Source organism: Bradyrhizobium sp. FW305-F6 (genome assembly GCF_058782905.1).
This window is the reverse complement of record NZ_JBYSYD010000004.1, coordinates 480,569-497,910: the sequence shown is the minus strand read 5'-3', so window position 1 is coordinate 497,910 and position 17,342 is coordinate 480,569. Positions and strand designations below refer to the sequence as shown.

Annotated in this window: 18 protein-coding genes; 5 read left to right on the top strand and 13 right to left on the bottom strand. The window is 64.5% G+C overall.

Features of this window, described 5'->3' with window-relative positions; genetic code table 11:
- Positions 1-439: 439 nt before the first annotated feature.
- The gene (locus tag AC3WLX_RS26825) at positions 440-1,084 is read right to left on the bottom strand and encodes a response regulator transcription factor (RefSeq protein ID WP_291627923.1); all 645 of its coding nucleotides are present in this window, start codon (positions 1,082-1,084) and stop codon (positions 440-442) included.
- An 86-nt stretch (positions 1,085-1,170) separates the two neighbouring features.
- On the opposite strand from AC3WLX_RS26825, the gene AC3WLX_RS26820 reads away from it, so the two are divergent.
- Entirely contained in the window at positions 1,171-2,511 is a 1,341-nt protein-coding gene (locus AC3WLX_RS26820) for a histidine kinase (RefSeq protein ID WP_492338207.1), read from the top strand.
- Positions 2,512-2,632: 121 nt separating this feature from the next.
- Here the strand turns inward: AC3WLX_RS26820 and AC3WLX_RS26815 are convergent, their stop codons facing one another.
- From AC3WLX_RS26815 to coxB, 9 genes are all read right to left on the bottom strand, one after another.
- The gene (locus AC3WLX_RS26815) at positions 2,633-3,001 is read right to left on the bottom strand and encodes a nuclear transport factor 2 family protein (protein ID WP_492338206.1); all 369 of its coding nucleotides are present in this window, start codon (positions 2,999-3,001) and stop codon (positions 2,633-2,635) included.
- Between the two features lie 114 nt (positions 3,002-3,115).
- Positions 3,116-3,868: an SURF1 family protein gene (locus tag AC3WLX_RS26810; RefSeq protein WP_492338205.1), complete on the bottom strand. Its 753-nt coding sequence runs from the start codon at positions 3,866-3,868 to the stop codon at positions 3,116-3,118.
- Positions 3,865-4,266 carry a DUF983 domain-containing protein gene (locus AC3WLX_RS26805; protein WP_492338204.1) on the bottom strand — a complete coding sequence of 134 codons (402 nt, stop codon included), beginning with the start codon at positions 4,264-4,266 and terminating at the stop codon, positions 3,865-3,867. The genes AC3WLX_RS26810 and AC3WLX_RS26805 overlap by 4 nt, the downstream gene beginning before the upstream one ends.
- Positions 4,267-4,364: 98 nt before the next feature.
- Positions 4,365-5,258 carry a cytochrome c oxidase subunit 3 gene (locus AC3WLX_RS26800; RefSeq protein WP_291626029.1) on the bottom strand — a complete coding sequence of 298 codons (894 nt, stop codon included), beginning with the start codon at positions 5,256-5,258 and terminating at the stop codon, positions 4,365-4,367.
- Positions 5,259-5,336: 78 nt separating this feature from the next.
- Positions 5,337-5,975 carry a cytochrome c oxidase assembly protein gene (locus tag AC3WLX_RS26795; protein ID WP_492338203.1) on the bottom strand — a complete coding sequence of 213 codons (639 nt, stop codon included), beginning with the start codon at positions 5,973-5,975 and terminating at the stop codon, positions 5,337-5,339.
- A 5-nt stretch (positions 5,976-5,980) separates the two neighbouring features.
- Positions 5,981-6,145, bottom strand: coding sequence for a cytochrome c oxidase system small membrane protein (locus AC3WLX_RS26790; protein WP_291626025.1), 165 nt, complete (start codon positions 6,143-6,145; stop codon positions 5,981-5,983).
- A gap of 7 nt (positions 6,146-6,152) precedes the next feature.
- Complete coding sequence (locus AC3WLX_RS26785) at positions 6,153-7,097, bottom strand: heme o synthase (RefSeq protein WP_492338202.1); 945 nt, start codon at positions 7,095-7,097, stop codon at positions 6,153-6,155.
- Between the two features lie 61 nt (positions 7,098-7,158).
- On the bottom strand, positions 7,159-8,784 hold the full coding sequence (gene ctaD / locus AC3WLX_RS26780; protein WP_291626021.1) for a cytochrome c oxidase subunit I: 1,626 nt from the start codon (positions 8,782-8,784) through the stop codon (positions 7,159-7,161).
- 84 nt (positions 8,785-8,868) lie between these two features.
- The gene (gene coxB / locus AC3WLX_RS26775; RefSeq protein WP_291626018.1) at positions 8,869-9,723 is read right to left on the bottom strand and encodes a cytochrome c oxidase subunit II; all 855 of its coding nucleotides are present in this window, start codon (positions 9,721-9,723) and stop codon (positions 8,869-8,871) included.
- 446 nt (positions 9,724-10,169) lie between these two features.
- On the opposite strand from coxB, the gene AC3WLX_RS26770 reads away from it, so the two are divergent.
- Positions 10,170-10,703 carry an invasion associated locus B family protein gene (locus tag AC3WLX_RS26770; RefSeq protein ID WP_492338201.1) on the top strand — a complete coding sequence of 178 codons (534 nt, stop codon included), beginning with the start codon at positions 10,170-10,172 and terminating at the stop codon, positions 10,701-10,703.
- A 35-nt stretch (positions 10,704-10,738) separates the two neighbouring features.
- Here the strand turns inward: AC3WLX_RS26770 and AC3WLX_RS26765 are convergent, their stop codons facing one another.
- Complete coding sequence (locus AC3WLX_RS26765) at positions 10,739-12,082, bottom strand: HD-GYP domain-containing protein (protein WP_291626013.1); 1,344 nt, start codon at positions 12,080-12,082, stop codon at positions 10,739-10,741.
- A gap of 307 nt (positions 12,083-12,389) precedes the next feature.
- Between AC3WLX_RS26765 and tldD the strand changes: the two genes are divergently transcribed.
- Genes tldD through AC3WLX_RS26750 form a run of 3 tightly spaced genes read left to right on the top strand, consistent with a single transcriptional unit; the run spans position 12,390 to position 15,176 of the window.
- Positions 12,390-13,817, top strand: a complete 1,428-nt coding sequence (tldD, locus tag AC3WLX_RS26760) for a metalloprotease TldD (protein ID WP_291626011.1) — start codon at positions 12,390-12,392, stop codon at positions 13,815-13,817.
- A complete protein-coding gene (gene lepB, locus AC3WLX_RS26755; RefSeq protein ID WP_492338200.1) occupies positions 13,814-14,593 on the top strand; it encodes a signal peptidase I in 780 nt (259 codons plus the stop codon). The genes tldD and lepB overlap by 4 nt, the downstream gene beginning before the upstream one ends.
- 16 nt (positions 14,594-14,609) lie before the next feature.
- Entirely contained in the window at positions 14,610-15,176 is a 567-nt protein-coding gene (locus tag AC3WLX_RS26750) for a nucleotidyltransferase family protein (protein WP_492338199.1), read from the top strand.
- Positions 15,177-15,269: 93 nt separating this feature from the next.
- On the opposite strand, the gene AC3WLX_RS26745 is transcribed toward AC3WLX_RS26750, so the two are convergent.
- The gene (locus tag AC3WLX_RS26745) at positions 15,270-15,860 is read right to left on the bottom strand and encodes a PAN domain-containing protein (protein WP_492338198.1); all 591 of its coding nucleotides are present in this window, start codon (positions 15,858-15,860) and stop codon (positions 15,270-15,272) included.
- A 111-nt stretch (positions 15,861-15,971) separates the two neighbouring features.
- Positions 15,972-17,342, bottom strand: a complete 1,371-nt coding sequence (locus AC3WLX_RS26740; protein WP_492338197.1) for a glutamate--cysteine ligase — start codon at positions 17,340-17,342, stop codon at positions 15,972-15,974.

Below are 17,342 nucleotides of genomic sequence, written 5' to 3'. Positions count from 1 at the left end.
ATCGGGAAACCGCTCTTCCGCCTACCCCAGCCAAACGAAAAAGGGCTGCGGCATTTGCCGCAGCCCCTCTCTTGGAAGGCCTGTCGTTGTGTGCAGACCGATTTGCCTCGTCGGGGTCGCCGCCCCCCAAAACTCGTCCGCAAGCTTCAATGCCCGTTGCGGAATCGTCAAGAGCTGAAACCGCGCGCGCGGGAGAATGTTCCTATTTATCCCGACCCTGTCTGGCAGGGGAACAACTATTCCCTCGCTTGACCTGGAGCGAAATACCACTTCTTCCCGGGATACTTTTCCAGATCAGGAACAATGCAGCCTATGCCCATTGTGTGCGCGGATGGTGTCAGCCGTTGTCCATGCATTGCCCGGCAACGGGCGGCGTCGATCCGCCGACCGAACCGCTGCGTCCTGAAGCAGCCGGTTCGGTCGCCAGCGCCATGTCAGTTCAGTTCATGCCGATTTCCACTGCGATCCGAATCAGGTCGGAGTGGTTCTTGGCGCCCAGCTTCTGCTTGAGCAGGGAGGTCGTGTTGGCGACCGTCTTGTAGGAGATGCCGAGCGCCTCGGCGACCTCGACGATCTTGTTGCCGCGACCGAGCAGGCGGAGAATTTCAAGCTCCCGCGGCGTCATCTGGGAAGCCGGATTGGCCTTGATCGCAGCTCCTGAAAACGTCACGGCCTCCGCGAGCTGCGGCGAGATGAAATTGTCGCCCGCGACCACCTTGCGCACCGCTTTCAAGAGGACCCTGGGATCGTCCCCCTTGGAGACATAGCCCTGTGCACCAAGCTCGACTGCCCGCACCACGAAGGCCGGATCATCGTTCATGCTGAACATGATGATCTTGGCGCCGGGATCATCCTTGCGGATGCGCCGCATCAGCTCGAAGCCGGAGACGTCGGGCAGGCTGATGTCGATCACCGTCACGTCGGGCCGCTTGCTGACATAGGCGCGATGCCCGGATTTGGCGTCCGTCGCTTCCTCGATGCGGATCGAATGGTCGGACGCGAACAGGGTGCGGCAACCCGACAGCACAACGGGATGGTCGTCGACGATCAGGACCCTGGTTGCCAGCTTGGTGGTATCTTGCATCGCGCACTCTCTTGTTCTTCGACTCATAGACCGGCGGGAACAAATGGAAAGAGAAAATCCGGCCGATGCGCGTTAGAATTGGCCTAATGTGGCAACGACTTTCGTTCCGAACGCAATTGTTTCTGCCGCTTGGGGCCAGTTTTCTCGCTGCGCTGATCCTCGGGGGCGTGCTGCTCCAGATTTTCGCGACGGGCCAATTGGCGGAGGAGAGCGAGCCGCGGCGGCGTTCGACCGAGGCCATCGCTGCCGCACTCAACAACACCCTGCGCGCATCGGACAATCCACAGCGGACACTGGACGCCTTCGTCCATTCCCTGGACACCTCCTCCGATATCCAATTCCGCACCATGGAAGTAGATCCCACGGCGCCGCCGAGGGGCGGCCTGCACAAGCCGCATGGCGTGCCGCAATGGTTCGTCGACCTCCTCGCCATACCCGACATGGAGACAGCATCCCCGGTCATGATCGACGGCAAACGCGTCGGCGACATCGTATCCGCGCCGGACATGTCGGCCGACCTGTTCGAGAAATGGATCGGCTTTCTTGCGCTCACCGGCCTGGTCGTCGTGATGATGGTTCTTACCGGCACGATTGCCCATGTCTTGACAGGATCCGCCCTGCGTCCCCTGCGAGATCTCGGCGAAGGTCTCACGCGAATACGACGGGGCGACTACACCCGCCCGATTCCCGTGGGCGGTCCGGCGGAGATCCGGCAAAGCTGCGAAGAGGCGAACGCGCTGGCTGCAACGCTGGCGCGATTGAACCAGGACAATCGCGAGCTGATGCACCGCCTGGTGTCGGTCCAGGACGACGAGCGGCGCGATCTCGCCCGTGAACTGCACGACGAACTCGGGACGCTTCTGTTCAGCATCCGCGCCGGCACGGTCGCGCTGGCCGAGGCCTCCCAGCCAGCGGGACATCTCGGCAATTCGGCGCAGGACTTGCTGCGTTCGGTCGAGGCGCTCCAGCAGACCAACCGCCGTATCCTCGACCGGCTGCGGCCGCTTTATATCGGGGAACTGGGCCTTTCGAGCAGCGTAGAGACGCTGCTCCGGAATTTTCGCAAGCAAGCGCCACACATCGTCCTGACGGACACGCTAGATCCCGCTCTCGACGGGATGGACGGGCCGCTGGCCCAGACCGTGTATCGCGTGATCCAAGAAGCACTGACCAACGTGTTGCGTCATGCCGACGCCGGCAACGCTCACGTACAGGCGACCGTCGCGAGCGAGATGCTCGTGATCGAGATTTCCGACGATGGCGGCGGTTTTCCTGCGGACAACGTCTTCGGCCGCGGCCTGACCGGCATGCAAGAGCGCGCGCGTGCGCTGAGCGGATCTCTGTCGCTGTTGCGCGTGGAAGACCGGACTTACGTGCGCTGCCGCCTTCCGGTCGAACCGGCACGCGAAGCACCGGTCAGCGGCTGAAGCGCGATGAGGTGAGACCTGACTGCGGTAATCGCGGTGGTGCGCTGCTTCTCCCCGCTTGCGGCTTGCGAGAGAGCTGAAAGAGCCGGACCAATCGATTCAACCTGAAGCCATTTTCGCTTCAGCACGCGCAGCAGCCATCATGCGCGTTCTGCGGCGCCGGTTCGCACAGCGTGCTGCGGATCTTGCCATCCGGGCTGAAGCGAAACGAGGCCTGAATGCGCAGCGCGCCGGCTACGGAATATTCGAGATCGACGCCGTGGGGCGCAGGATGGATCTCCTCCAGCCCGAAACCTGCCGACGAGAAGGCGCTGAGCCGCGGCTGCCAATAGGCCTTGATCTCGTTGCGGCCGCGGTAGTGCCGCGTGCCGTGACAGGTGCATTCGAGCTGCGCATCGTCCGCATAGAGGTCGAGCAGCGTCGCGAGGTCGCCCTTCCGGCATGCGTCCACCCAATCGACGATAATTCCCATCTGATCGAAATCGCTCACGCTGCAATCCTGTCTGCCGCGGAAAATACCGGCGGCTTAGGACCACACTCGTGAATATGGGCTGAATAATAAACCCCGGGCGATACCGGGTTCCCTCGATGTCCGCGCATGAGCTCAGCTCTGCCGCCGGCCCCTTGCCCACACGGCGAAGGCGATCAGCACGGCGCCTGCAAGCGTGAACCAGGTCACGGCATATTGCAGGTGATCGTCCTTCAGGTTCACCTCGAGCCGGCCGGGACGCGGAATGCCGTTCGCGGGCGCGGGCCCTTCGAGATCGATATAGAACGGCGCAACTGAGCCCCAGCCGAGCGCGCTTGCGATTCCCAGATGATCGCGCACGAACCAGAGCCGCTTGTCGCGATTCTCCGCCGGCGTCAGCCAGCCTGGCGCCTCCGGAAAGCGCAGATAGCCGGTGAGCTCGACAGGTTGGCCGGTGACGAGCTTCTTCACCGCCCGGTCCTCGACCCCGCGATCCTGCATCGTGTTCTCGACGAAGCCCGCATCGATCACGACCATTTCGCCGCCGGGGAGCCGCGCCGGCAGGAACGCCCAGGTGCCCGGGCCGGAGGCGTCCTTGCGCACGGCGGAGCCGGAGGAATACACCATCGCATCGGGCAGGGCTGCGTAGGTGGCGGTGAAGCTGACGCGGCGAAATTCGTCGCGGGCAGGATTCAACGCAGGCCACTGCGCGGCCGCCGGCAAAGCGACCGGCGCCGCCGCAAGCCGCTCGGTGAGTGCCGCGATCAACTCGTGCTTGGCTGTCCGGCGCTGCAACTGCCAGACACCGAGCCCGACCAGCACAGCCGTGAGGGAGAGCGTGAACAGCGCGAAGCCGGCCACGCTGCCCTTGCGCGCGGGCTGGTTCATTTGGCGCGATCGACCAGCCGGCCCGGCGCCGCCTTGTGATGGAACTGCAGCGCGATCAGCAGCGATTTCATCGCGCGCAGCGGCAGCAGCGTGGTGGCCAGGATCAGCGGCAGCCAGAGCGCCGCATGCAGCCAGTACGGCGGCTGGTACTTGACCTCGACGATGAGCGCGGCCGCGACGACGATGCCGCCGGCGAGCATGATGATGAAGATCGCGGGGCCGTCGCCGGTGTCGATGAAGGCGTAGTCGAGGCCGCAGCGGTCGCAAGCGGGCGCGAGCGTCAGGAAGCCCGCATAGAGCTTGCCCTGGCCGCAGCGCGGGCACTTGCAGGCCAGCCCTCGCATCGCGCTTTGCAGGACGGTGGATTCGGACTGGGTTGGGCCGACGCTGTCGTTCATGATTGCGGACTCTATCACAGTTTGCGCTGGAGCTTTGGGCGCCCGGAACGCGAAAGGGCGGCCCCCCGGCCGCCCTTTTCTGATCGGTTCGGTACGGCTCAGTGCCCGGCGGCCATGGACGCGGCGCCCCGCCCCCAGACATAGATGCAGAGGAACAGAAACAGCCAGACCACGTCGACGAAATGCCAGTACCAGGCGGCAAACTCGAAGCCGAGATGCTGTTTCGGTGTGAAGTGGCCGGCATAGGCGCGGAACAGGCAGACCAGCAGGAAGATGGTGCCCACCAGCACGTGAAAGCCGTGGAAGCCCGTCGCCATGAAGAAGGTCGCACCGTAGACGTTGCCGGCGAAGGAGAACGCCGCATGGCCGTACTCATAGGCCTGCACGCAGGTGAAGAGCGCTCCGAGCACGACGGTGAGGATCAGGCCGTATTTCAGGCCCTGGCGGTCGTTCTCGAGCAGCGCATGATGCGCCCAGGTCACGGTGGTGCCCGAGGTGAGCAGGATCAGCGTGTTCAGCAGCGGCAGATGCCAGGGATCGAATGTCTCGATGCCCTTCGGCGGCCAGGTGCCTGGGACAGCGCAGGCCCCGGCCTGGGTGCCGAGACCGCAGCCGAACACCGCATCGCGGGTCGCCTGGACCGCGTCGGCCGGAAACAGCGCCGCGTTGAAATAGGCCCAGAACCAGGCGACGAAGAACATCACCTCGGAGGCGATGAACAGGATCATGCCGTAGCGGTGATGCAGCTGCACGACGCGGGTGTGGTCGCCCTTGTACTGGGCTTCCTTCAGCACGTCGCCCCACCAGCTCGCCATGGTGTAGAGCACGCCCACGGTGCCGACGCCGAACACGATCGGTGCCGCCGAGAACATGTGGTGCATCCAGGCGACCGCGCCGACCGCCATGATGAAGGCCGAGAGCGAGCCGACGGCCGGCCAGGGAGAGGGATCGACCAGGTGATAGTCGTGATGCTTGGTGTGCGCCGTGGCCATTTCCGTCTCTCTCCTCAATCCGGTGCCCGTCAGGCACTTATCCCCTTGTTTCCAACCGCCTGAGCGCAGGCGCGGCGGTCAGAGATTTCCCTTGCGCTTGTCGTCCCCACTGGCGGCGAGCGGCTTCACCACCGGATCCTTCATGGGATAGAACGTGTAGGACAACGTGATGGTGTTCAGCCCGTCATTCTCGTGATCATCAGCGAGCGACGGATCGACGTAGAACACGACCGGCATCTCGCGCTTCTCGCCGGGCCCCATGGTCTGCTCCGTGAAGCAGAAGCAGTTGATCTTCTGGAAATAGGCGCCGACCGTCAGCGGGGCGACATTGTAGGCGGCCTGGGCCGAAGTGCTGCGCGCGGCCTGATTGGTCACGGTGTAGAAGACCGTGACGACCTGGCCGATATTGACCTCGATCTCGCTCTGTTCGGGCTCGAACTTCCAGGGCAGGCCGGGCGCCACGTTGGAATCGAAGCGCACCGAGATCTTCCGCGCGATCGGGCCGGTGGCCGGCGCAGAGGTCGCAACCTGCGTCGTGCCGTTGAAGCCGGTGACGCGGCAGAACCAGTTGTAGAACGGCACCGCCGCGTAGGAGGCACCGACCATAAGTGCGACGACGACGCCGCAGATCGAGGCGACCAGCGCGTCGCGGCCAAGGCCACGACCGTTCCTTGCCGCCCGGCTCTGATCCCCCGATATGGTCGGCTCGTGATCCATGTTTCCTACATCGGCCGGACTAGCACTGCCGGTCCCTTGACCATGGTGACGGCGAAGAACAGCACCACGAGCACACCAAGTGCGAGTGCGATTGCGATCGAACGCTGACGACGGCTCTTCCGCTGCGCCTCGGTGAGGACGATTCCATCTCGCTCGGGTTTATCGGCCATTCCTGCCTCATGCGCCCCCAACCATCGGAGCCAGCGCCCGGTACACGACCTCGGCCAGCAGGGTCGCAAACAGCGCGAACAGGTACAGGATCGAGAAGGCAAACAGCTTGCGGGTTGCGCGCAGAGACTGGCTGCGTTCGCGGCGCAGATAGACGTTGATGGCGAGCACCAGCATGCCGGCGCCGAGAATCAGCGAGACGATGCCGTAGATCGCGTCGAAATAGCCGAGCGCCCACGGCGCGGCGGCGACTGCGATCAACACGATGGTGTAGAGCAGGATCTGCAGGCGCGTCGCATCGGGGCCCGCGACATTGGGCAGCATCGGAATGCCGGCGCGCGCGTAGTCGTCGGAGCGGAACAGTGCCAGCGCCCAGAAATGCGGCGGGGTCCAGAAGAAGATGATGGCGAACAGCAGCAGCGGCTCGACATCGACGGTGCCCGTCACCGAGGCCCAGGCCACCACCGGCGGCAGCGCGCCGGCCGCGCCGCCGATCACGATGTTCTGCGCGGTCCAGCGCTTCAGGCCCATCGTGTAGATCACGACGTAGAAGAAGATGGTGAAGGCGAGCAGCGCGCCCGCGACCCAGTTGACGAGGATGCCGAGCGTCATCACCGAGAAGAAGGCGAGCGTCATGCCGAACGCCATGGCCTCGGGACGGGTGATGCGGCCGCGCGGGATCGGCCGGTTCGCCGTGCGCGACATCTTGGCGTCGATGTCGCCCTCGAGCGCCATGTTGAGCGCCCCGGAGGCGCCGGCACCGACCGCGATGCAGAGCAACGAGGTGATCGCCAGCACGGGATGAAAATGCCCCGGCGCCATCGCCATCCCGACCAGCGCGGTGAAGATCACCAGCGACATCACCCGCGGCTTGAGCAGTGCGAGATAGTCGGCGACCTCCGCCTCGGAGATGCGGGGATGGATGTCGACGGCGTTGTGGTCGAGGACGGACACTTAGATTGACTCGCTTCGTTGTAGCGTCGCGGCGCCCGTCACGGGCGCCGCGGAAGATTGCCTACTGCACGCGGGGCAGCACTTCGAACTGGTGGAAGGGCGGCGGAGAGGACAGCGTCCATTCCAGCGTGGTCGCGCCGGCACCCCAGGGATTGTCGCCCGCCGGCACCTTCTTCATGAAGGCGTCGAGCACGACGTAAAGGAAGATCAGCACGCCGAAGCCGGAGATGTAGGAGCCGAGCGAGGAGATCAGGTTCCAGCCCGCGAACGCATCGGGATAGTCGATATAGCGGCGCGGCATGCCCGACAGGCCGAGAAAGTGCTGCGGGAAGAATACCAGGTTGACGCCGACGAAGGTCACCCAGAAATGCAGCTTGGCGAGCCCTTCATTGTACATGTAGCCCGACATCTTCGGGAACCAGTAGTACCAGCCGGCGAAGATCGCGAACACCGCACCGAGCGACAGCACGTAGTGGAAGTGCGCGACGACGTAGTAGGTTTCCTGGAGCACGCGATCGACGCCGGCGTTCGCCAGCACGACACCGGTGACGCCGCCGATCGTGAACAGGAAGATGAAGCCGACCGCCCAGATCATCGGCGCCCGGAATTCGATCGAGCCGCCCCACATCGTGGCGATCCAGGAGAAGATCTTCACGCCGGTCGGAACCGCGATGACCATCGTCGCCGCGACGAAATAGGCCTGCGTCGCCGAGGACATGCCGACCGTGTACATGTGGTGGGCCCACACCACGAAGCCGATGCCGCCGATCGCGACCATGGCGTAGGCCATGCCCAGATAGCCGAACACGGGCTTGCGCGAGAAGGTGGAGACGATCTGGCTGATCATGCCGAAGCCGGGCAGGATCAGGATGTACACCTCGGGGTGACCGAAGAACCAGAACAGATGCTGGAACAGCACGGGGTCGCCGCCGCCGTCGGGCGCGAAGAACGTCGTGCCGAAATTGCGGTCGGTGAGCAGCATGGTGATCGCACCGGCAAGCACCGGCAGGGACAGCAGCAGCAGGAACACCGTCACCAGGATCGACCACACGAACAGCGGCATCTTGTGCAGGGTCATGCCCGGTGCGCGCATGTTGAAGATGGTGGTGATGAAGTTGATGGCGCCGAGGATGGACGATGCGCCCGCCAGATGCAGTGACAGGATCGCGAAGTCGACCGCTGGTCCCGGATGGCCGGAGCTCGACAGCGGCACGTACATGGTCCAGCCGGCGCCGACGCCGTTGGAGCCCGGCTCGCCCTCGACGAAGGTCGACATCAAGAGCAGCGCGAAGGACGCCGGCAGCAGCCAGAACGAGATGTTGTTCATGCGCGGGAACGCCATGTCGGGCGCTCCGATCATCAGCGGAACGAACCAGTTGCCGAAGCCGCCGATCATCGCCGGCATGACCATGAAGAAGATCATGATCAGGCCGTGAGAGGTCACGAACACGTTGTAGGTGTGGGCCTCGTGGAAGATCTGCACGCCCGGATACATCAGCTCGGCCCGGATCGCGATCGACATCGCGGCACCGATGATGCCGGCGATGACCGCGAAGATCAGGTACATCGTGCCGATGTCCTTGTGGTTGGTCGAATAGACGTAGCGCCGCCATCCGGTGGGATGGGCGTGCTCGTCATGCCCGTGGGCTTGCGCGTGATCGCCGTGTGCCGCTGCGCTCGTTGCCATCTTCAAATCCTGCCTTGCGTCCCGTTCGGACCTTGTGGAGGTCCCGCCCTTTGTCGCTTTCAGTCCTCGAGCCTCACCCGGCGCTTATTGCGTCGGGCCGGCCGCGGAGGCGTAGGTGCTGGTGCCGCCGCTCGCAAACTTCTTCTTCGCCGCCTCGACCCAGGAGGCGAACTCCTGGTCGCTCACCACGCGGATCGCGATCGGCATGAAGGCGTGATCCTTGCCGCAAAGTTCCGAGCACTGGCCGTAATACATCCCGGTCTTGGTGGCCTTGAACCAGGTCTCGTTCAGGCGACCGGGAATGGCGTCGATCTTGACGCCGAAAGCCGGCAGCGCAAAGGCGTGGATGACGTCCGCGCCGGTGGTCTGGACCCGAATCACCTTGTTGACCGGCACCACCATCTCGTTGTCGACGCCGAGCAGGCGGGGCTGCTTGTCCTGCGCCATCAGCGAATCGAATTCGAACTTGCCGTTATCCGGATAGGCATAGGACCAGTACCACTGCTTGCCGGTCGCCTTGACAGTCAGGTCCGCCTTCGGAATGTCGAGCTCCAGGAACAGCAGCCGGAACGAGGGCACCGAGATGCCGACCAGAATCAGCACAGGAACGAGCGTCCAGGCCACCTCGATCAGCGTGTTGTGAGTGGTCCGCGACGGCACCGGGTTGGCCTTCGCGTTGAACTTGACGACCACGATCACGAGCAACGCCAGCACGAACAGCGTGATCAGCGTGATCAGCACGAACAGGAAATTGTGGAACCAGACGATGTTGTCCATCACCGGGGAACCGGACTGCTGAAGCGTCCATTCCCACGGCGCCGGCTGGCCGAGCTCGGCGTATGCCGCACCCCCCGTCGCCAGCGTGACGCCAGCCGCCACCAAGGCGATGGTGGCTAATCCCAGCATCTGCCGGCCCACCCGACCCATCGACATCCTCATGCCGTTCGCGCTCCCCTTACGAAATCACCCCAGGTGCGCTCCCCCTGTTGCGGGAAACGCTTATTCGACCCGCCAGTCCGACAAACCGCCACGCAAGAATACCTCTAAGAGGAATTGGGGCCAGATCGCTAGAACGCGAAATCAAGCCTCTCAAACCATAATTCTTGATCTATCGCAATGCAGTCTTGAGCCCGGTCAGCCAGCCATCACCGGCAGGATATTTCCCAACAAGATCAGACAAAAATACCGTTGCCCGGGATGCTCCGGCTTGACAGCGGAATTGCCCGCGGTAGGCACTGGCTGACAGCCGCGCCGGAGCCTGATTCGTGCGAGCACTGGCGGTGTGGGCGGCGCGGAATTTGCTTGTGAATCGCCTTCACAACGCCGTCATTCCCGTATCAGTCCGCCAGGTGCACGCAAGGAAGGCGAGCAGAGGGACCGACCCCATGGGGCTTTCGACATCGATGGCAAGGCGGGAGAATGGCCTCGCGGCGGTGGCCGTCCTCTTGGCTGCAATCGTCATCCTGGCGTTTCCAGGCCGTGCCCATGCGCAGGGCGCGGTGCGCTCCGTCCATGGCGACTGGCAGATCCGCTGCGACACCCCGCCTGGCGCCCAGACCGAGCAATGCGCGCTGATCCAGAGCGTGGTCGCAGAAGACCGCTCCAATGCCGGCCTGACCGTGATCGTGCTCAAGACCGCCGACCAGAAGAGCCGCTTGATGCGGGTGGTCGCCCCGCTCGGGGTCCTCCTGCCCTCAGGCCTCGGGCTCAAGCTCGACAACCAGGACGTCGGCCGCGCCGGCTTCGTCCGCTGCCTGCCCAACGGCTGCGTCGCGGAGGTCGTCCTGGAGGACAAGCTGCTCGGCCAGCTCCGCAGCGCCAAGACCGCGACCTTCATCATCTTCGAGACGCCGGAAGAAGGCATCGGCTTCCCGCTCAGCCTAAACGGGCTGGGTGAGGGGTATGACAAGCTGCCGTAAGGGGCAGCGCGTCACGCGGCAGCCGGTCGCCGCTATCAGTCGGCATAGCGGGCGGCGATATTCCGGAACTGCTCGCTGATCTCGGCGAAGGCGTCCACGACATCCGGATCGAAGTGACGGCCGCGGCCGTCGAGGATGATTTTCACCGCCTCGTCATGGGACATCGCGTCCTTGTAGACCCGATGCGTCGTCAGGGCGTCGTAGACGTCGGCCACCGCCATCAGACGGGCCGAGATCGGAATGGCGGCGCCCGCAAGCCCGTTTGGATAACCGCTGCCGTCCCACTGCTCATGATGGTTCAAGGCGATCTCCTTGGCGCAGGCGAGGAAATCGACGGTCATGCCGAGCTGCGTCTCGGCCTTCTCAATCGCCTGGTGGCCGAGCCTCGCGTGGGTCTTCATGACCTCGAATTCTTCAGGGTCGAGCCTGCCGGGCTTCAACAGGATGCTGTCGGGAATGCCGACCTTGCCGATGTCGTGCAGCGGGGCGGACTTGAACAGGATGTCGAGGCGAGCCCCGGCCAGATTGGCGGCGAAGGCCGGATGGGATTGCAGGTGCCGCGCCAGTGCCCGCACGTAATGCTGGGTGCGCCGGATGTGATTGCCGGTCTCGTTGTCGCGCGTCTCCACCAGCGATGCCAGGATGACGATAGTGGCATCCTGCATCGCCAGAAGTTTGCGGGTCCGCTTTTCGACCTCGATCTCGAGCAGGTCGTTCTGGTTCTTCAGAACGTCCCGCGCGGCCTTCAAGGTGGTCTGCGTCGAGTATTCCTTGCGGACGAGGAATTCGCGCCACCATCCGATTCCCGCCGCCAGGATGAACAGCGTCACAACGTGATAGGACCAGTAGAAGAATGCCCCGACATCAGCTCCGAGCTCGGCCTGCATCGCAGCTTCGAACGTCAGCAGGATCGCGAGCCCCGCCGGCAGCGCGAAGCGGAATTGGACGCCCAGGATGACGAAGCAATAGAACTCGAGAAAGGTGAAGTTGAGGATTCCGACCCACGACTTCAGCCCCATGCCGCCCTGCTCGTCGATGAGGGACAGAACCCAGAAAAGGCTGCAGGCCACCGCCACGATGAAGGTGGACATCACCGATTGCCAGTGCCGCCGCGCCGTCTCGGTGAAGGAATAAGCGAGCCCGATGCCGAGTAGGGGCAGGCAGAGCTGGATACGGTAGAAATTCGCCGATGCGTTGAAGGCCATCCGGTCGACGAGGTAGTCGCCGAGTATCAGCGCCATCCCCACCACGAGGCTTGCCTGGGCGTAACGATAATAGAAGCCGTGATAATAGCGGCAAAACTTGTCTTCATAGGCCGCGTTGGCAAACGACAATTTTGGCCGCAGCGGCAGTGTGTCGGCTTGATCGAGACTGGTCACAACCGGGCTTCCCAGCGCGGCAAGGGATCGCACGCGCGAGCGGCTAAGGTTCCATCGACGCCCTAAGTGCCGGTGAAGACTTCGGCCCGTAAAACTACGGCGCCACCATGCGAATCCCGCCGGGCCGCGAATACGGCCCCCCGAGCCCGAGGCCTAACTGGCATCACCGTCCGTGGACGCTTTCGCCTGGCTTGGGAAAAGGCAATGATTCCAATCATGTCGTTTCGGTAATGTGACGGCGCGCCCTCTCGCCGAACGGCCGGGAAGCCATTATCTTGCCGGACATCTCTCCGAGAATGGATGACCGATGACCAATCCTGCCACGACCTCCCTGCTCGACCGCGCCAATCTCGACCGCGACCAGGTTCGCCACGAGGTCGCGCGCGGGCTTTCCGGTGCCGACGATGGTGAGCTTTTCCTGGAATACAGCCAGACCGAAGCGCTGATGTTCGATAATGGGCGGCTGAAGCAGGCGACCTATGACACCTCGCAAGGCTTTGGCCTGCGCGCTGTCAAGGACGACGCGGTTGGCTACGCGCATTCCTCCGACGTTTCGCTGCCGGCGCTGATTCGCGCGGCCGACGCGGTCGCTGCCGTGCGCGGCGGCTATTCCGGCAGCTTTGCCGCGCCGCCGCCGCACACCAATGTCCGCCTCTATGGCGACGACAACCCGCTGGACGCGCCGGGCTTCGAGACGAAAGTAAAACTGCTCGCCGAGATCGACGCATATCTGCGCGACAAGGATCCGCGGGTGCGGCAGGTCAGCGTCAGCCTGGGCGCGACCTGGCAGGTCGTCGAGATCGTGCGGCCCGACGGCGAGAGCTATCGCGACATCCGCCCGCTCGTGCGCGTCAATGTTTCCGTCGTCGCCGGCCAGGGCGACCGCCAGGAGAGCGGCAGCAAGGGCTATGGCGGCCGCGCCGGCTATGCCGAATTCATCGAGAGCAAGAACTGGCGCGAGGCCGCCGACGGTGCGCTGCGCGAGGCGCTGGTCAATCTCGAATCGATTCCGGCCCCCGCCGGCGAGATGGACGTCGTGCTCGGCGCCGGCTGGCCCGGCGTGATGCTGCATGAAGCGGTCGGCCATGGCCTCGAGGGCGACTTCAACCGCAAGAAGACCTCGGCGTTTGCGGGACTGATGGGCCAGCAGGTCGCGGCCAAGGGCGTCACCGTCGTCGACGACGGTACGATTGCTTCGCGGCGCGGCTCGCTCTCGATCGACGACGAGGGCACGCCGACCAACCGCACCGTGCTGATCGAGGACGGCATCCTGGTCGGCTACATGCAGGACCGCCAGAACGCGCGGCTGATGAACATGAAGCCGACCGGCAACGGCCGCCGCCAGGGCTATGCCCATGTGCCGATGCCGCGCATGACGAACACCTACATGCTCGCGGGCGACCGCGATCCCGCCGAGATCCTCGCTTCGGTGAAGAACGGCGTGTTCGCCGCCAATTTCGGCGGCGGCCAGGTCGACATCACCTCGGGCAAGTACGTATTCCAGTGCACCGAGGCCTACAAGATCGAGAACGGCAAGATCGGGGCGCCGCTGAAGGGCGCCATGCTGATCGGCAACGGACCGACCGACCTGCATCGCATCCGCATGATCGGCAACGATCTCGCGCTCGACACCGGCATCGGCACCTGCGGAAAGAACGGACAGGGCGTGCCTGTCGGCGTCGGCCAGCCGTCGCTGCTGATGGAACGCATCACCGTGGGTGGAACGGGCGCATGACCATGGAAGACAAAGTGACTGTCAGCCCCAAGCGGAAAAGCAGCGGCTGGGGTGGACAACTCGTGCAGCTCGCCGGCATCGTCGCCGCGGTCTTCATCGCCAAGGGCGCACTCGCCGAGCCGTTCTACGTTCCGTCGGGCTCGATGGAGCCGACGCTTCTGATCGGCGATGCGCTGCTCGCCTCCAAATTCCCCTATGGCTACGGCACCTCGTCGCTGCCGATCCAGATCAACCTGCCAGAAAGCGGCCGCGTCTTCGCGGAGACGCCGAAGCTCGGCGACGTCGTCGTCTTCCGCTGGCCCGGCGATCGCTCGCAGGCCTGGGTCAAGCGCGTCGTCGGCCTGCCCGGCGACCGCATCCAGATGCGACAGGGCCAGCTCTTCATCAACGACCGGCCCGCCGAACTGAAGCCGGACGGCGTCGGATCGGCCGAGAACGACAACGGCGGCAGCGAGCCCGCCTACCGCTATGTCGAGACGCTGCCGAACGGCGTCTCGCATCTGATCTTCAAGATGCGCGACAACGGTCCGCTCGACAACACGCCCGAGGTGACCGTGCCGGCCGGCCATTTGTTCGTGCTCGGCGACAACCGCGACAATTCCGCCGACAGCCGCGTGCCGCTGCGCTCCGGGGGTGTCGGCCTGCTGCCGATCGACAATCTGATCGGCCGTGCGGATGCGGTGGTCGGCTCCTGGGATCTCGGCATGCGCAGCCAGCCGGTCTACACGTGGCTCTCCGGTTTCCGGCTCGGACGGTTCTTCACCGCCGTGCATTGAGTCTCCTCATCGCGCGATGAACCGTGACGAATTCCTGGCTCTCGCTCTGCGCAATCCGGTCAACGCAGCGATCGTCGACGAACTTTGTCGCCTCGCGCTGCCGGACGCCTGGCTGGTCGCAGGCTGCCTGGTGCAGACGGTGTGGAACGTGCTCACCAGCCGCGCCGTCGATCACGGCATCGCCGACTACGACGTGTTCTATTTCGATCCCGACACGTCCTGGGAGGCGGAGGATGCGGTGATCCGCAAGTTGCATGCGCGGCTGGAGCACCTTGGCGTCAAGGTCGAGATCCGCAATCAGGCGCGCGTGCATCTGTGGTATCCCGACAAGCACGGCCTGCCCTATCCGCCATTGATGCGCTCGACGGACGGCATAGATCGCTTTCTCACCGAGAACACGCAAGTCGGGGTGAGGCGCGCCGGCAATGGCCATGAGGTCTATGCGCCGCACGGGTTGGACGACATTGCAGCGCTGATCGTGCGGCCCAACCGGGCGCTCAATTTCTCGGTGGCGAATTACGCGGCGAAGGCGGCGCGATGGAAGGCGCTGTGGCCGGAGATCACGGTGATTGCGGCCGAGTGAGAATCTCGTAGGGTAGGCAAAGCGTAGTGTGCCCACGCGCCTGTCGCCGCATCGGAAGATCGTGGGCACGGCGCAAGGCGCCTTTGCCCACCCCTACCGCACCACGCCCGATGTAAACCCCGCCTTTCTTCGCGGCGGCTTGATTTCCTTTTTCAGGTAGCAGCGCGCCTCGCGGCCGGTGTAGCCCGGGCGGGCATAGGTGAAGGCGCGGCATTTGTTGTCGGCGGTGCAGGCGGCCTTGCAGGCCTCCACGCCGTCCCCCTCCTTCAGTTCGAAATTGCGCAAATCACCACCGGGGCGGTCGATCGAAGTCTCGACCCCCTCCACGCGCGGCTCGATCACGCCGGCGCCGCGCACCCCGGAGATACAGCAACTCCCCGGCACGCGTGACGGCACGGTGTTCTTCAGCCAGCAGACCGCCGAGCCGCCCTCGACGTCGGGATAGCTGAAGCTCCAGGAGCGGCAGCGGCGGTCGCGCTCGCACAGCAGCGCGCAGTCCTCCGGATCGCCCGATGCGACCGGCGCGCTGAAATAATCGCCGCCGGGCCGGTCGAATGCGGTCTGGGCGCGCGCCGGCACGCTCGCAAGTGCGAGCGAAAGCAGCGTGGCACATGCCAAGACGCTTGCCAGGACCTTTGCCAGGGCCTCTGCCATGACGGCCCCGGACAGCCGGCACTTCCCCATCGGAACAGCTTTCGAGTTATTGACGGCGCTCAGGTTTTGTCAGCCGGTCATTTGATCGCCGCAAACCTGTATGGGCGATGAACGGCTCAAATGCCCGATCGGCTTACCGATCTAGAATGCGTATTCCACGTAGGCCGGTTCCACCGAGCCCTTCCAGGGACCATTGAATTTTTCGAGCATCTCCTCGGCCGGGGTCCGACCGGAATCGATGATGCGGTCGAGCGCCTCAAGGTGCCGGGTCTCGTCGCGGCCGAGCTGATCGATCCGGCCGCGCCGGCGCAGGCCGGCATGTGCCAGGACCAGGCACTCCTTCGCGATCTCGAACAGATAGCGGTCCTTGATTCGGGCCTTGAAGCCCAGGCGCGGCACGTCATCGCGCAAGGCCTGACGCTCATGCGCCGTCCAGTGCTTCACGAGGTCCCAGGCGGCGTCGAGCGAAGCATCGTCATAGAGCAGACCGACCCAGAACGCCGGCAGCGCCGGCAGGCGCCCCCACGGGCCGCCGTCGGAGCCGCGCATCTCCAGATAGCGCTTGAGCCGCACTTCCGGGAAGATCGTCGAGAGATGATTGGCCCAGTCCGACAGCGTCGGACGCTCGCCGGGGAGGTTATTGTTGCGGCCGTCGAAGAAGGCACGGAACGAAGAGCCCGATACGTCGATGTAATCCTCGCCGCGCTTGACGAAATACATGGGCACGTCGAGCGCGTAGTCGACATAGCGCTCGAATCCCATGCCGTCCTCGAACGCCCAGGGCATCATGCCCGAACGGGCGTTGTCGGTGTCGCGCCAGATTTCGGACCGGAAGGAGAGAAAGCCGTTCGGCCTGCCCTCGGTGAACGGCGAATTGGCAAACAGCGCGGTCGCGACCGGCTGCAGCGCGAGCGAGACGCGCAGCTTCTTGACCATGTCGGCTTCGGAGGAGAAGTCGAGATTGGTCTGCACCGTGCAGGTCCGGTACATCATGTCGAGGCCGTATTGGCCGACCTTCGGCATGTAATTGGTCATGATCTTGTAGCGGCCCTTGGGCATCATCGGGATGTCGGCGCGCGACCAGGACGGCGTCATGCCGAGGCCGAGGAAGCCGATGCCGAGCGGGGTCGCGATCTCGCGCACCTGGGCAAGATGCGCCATCAGCTCGCTCTGGGTCTGATGCACGTTCTCGACCGGCGCGCCGGACAGCTCGAACTGTCCGCCGGGCTCGAGCGAGATCGCGCCCCCGCCGGTGACGTCGTGAAGGCCGATGATGTTGCCCTTCTCCATGATCGGTTCCCAGCCGAGCAGGAGCTTCATGCCTTCGAGCAGCGCGCCGATGCCGCGTGCGCCCTCGTAAGGCACCGGACGGTGGCCTTCGAGCGTGAACGGCGTCTTCTCGTGCTCGGTGCCCATGCGGAATTCGGACGGGTCCTTGCAGCCGGCCTCGAACCACGCGACGAGTTCGTCGCGTGACTGCAGCGGCGTCATATCGATCTGGTCTCGCGCCAT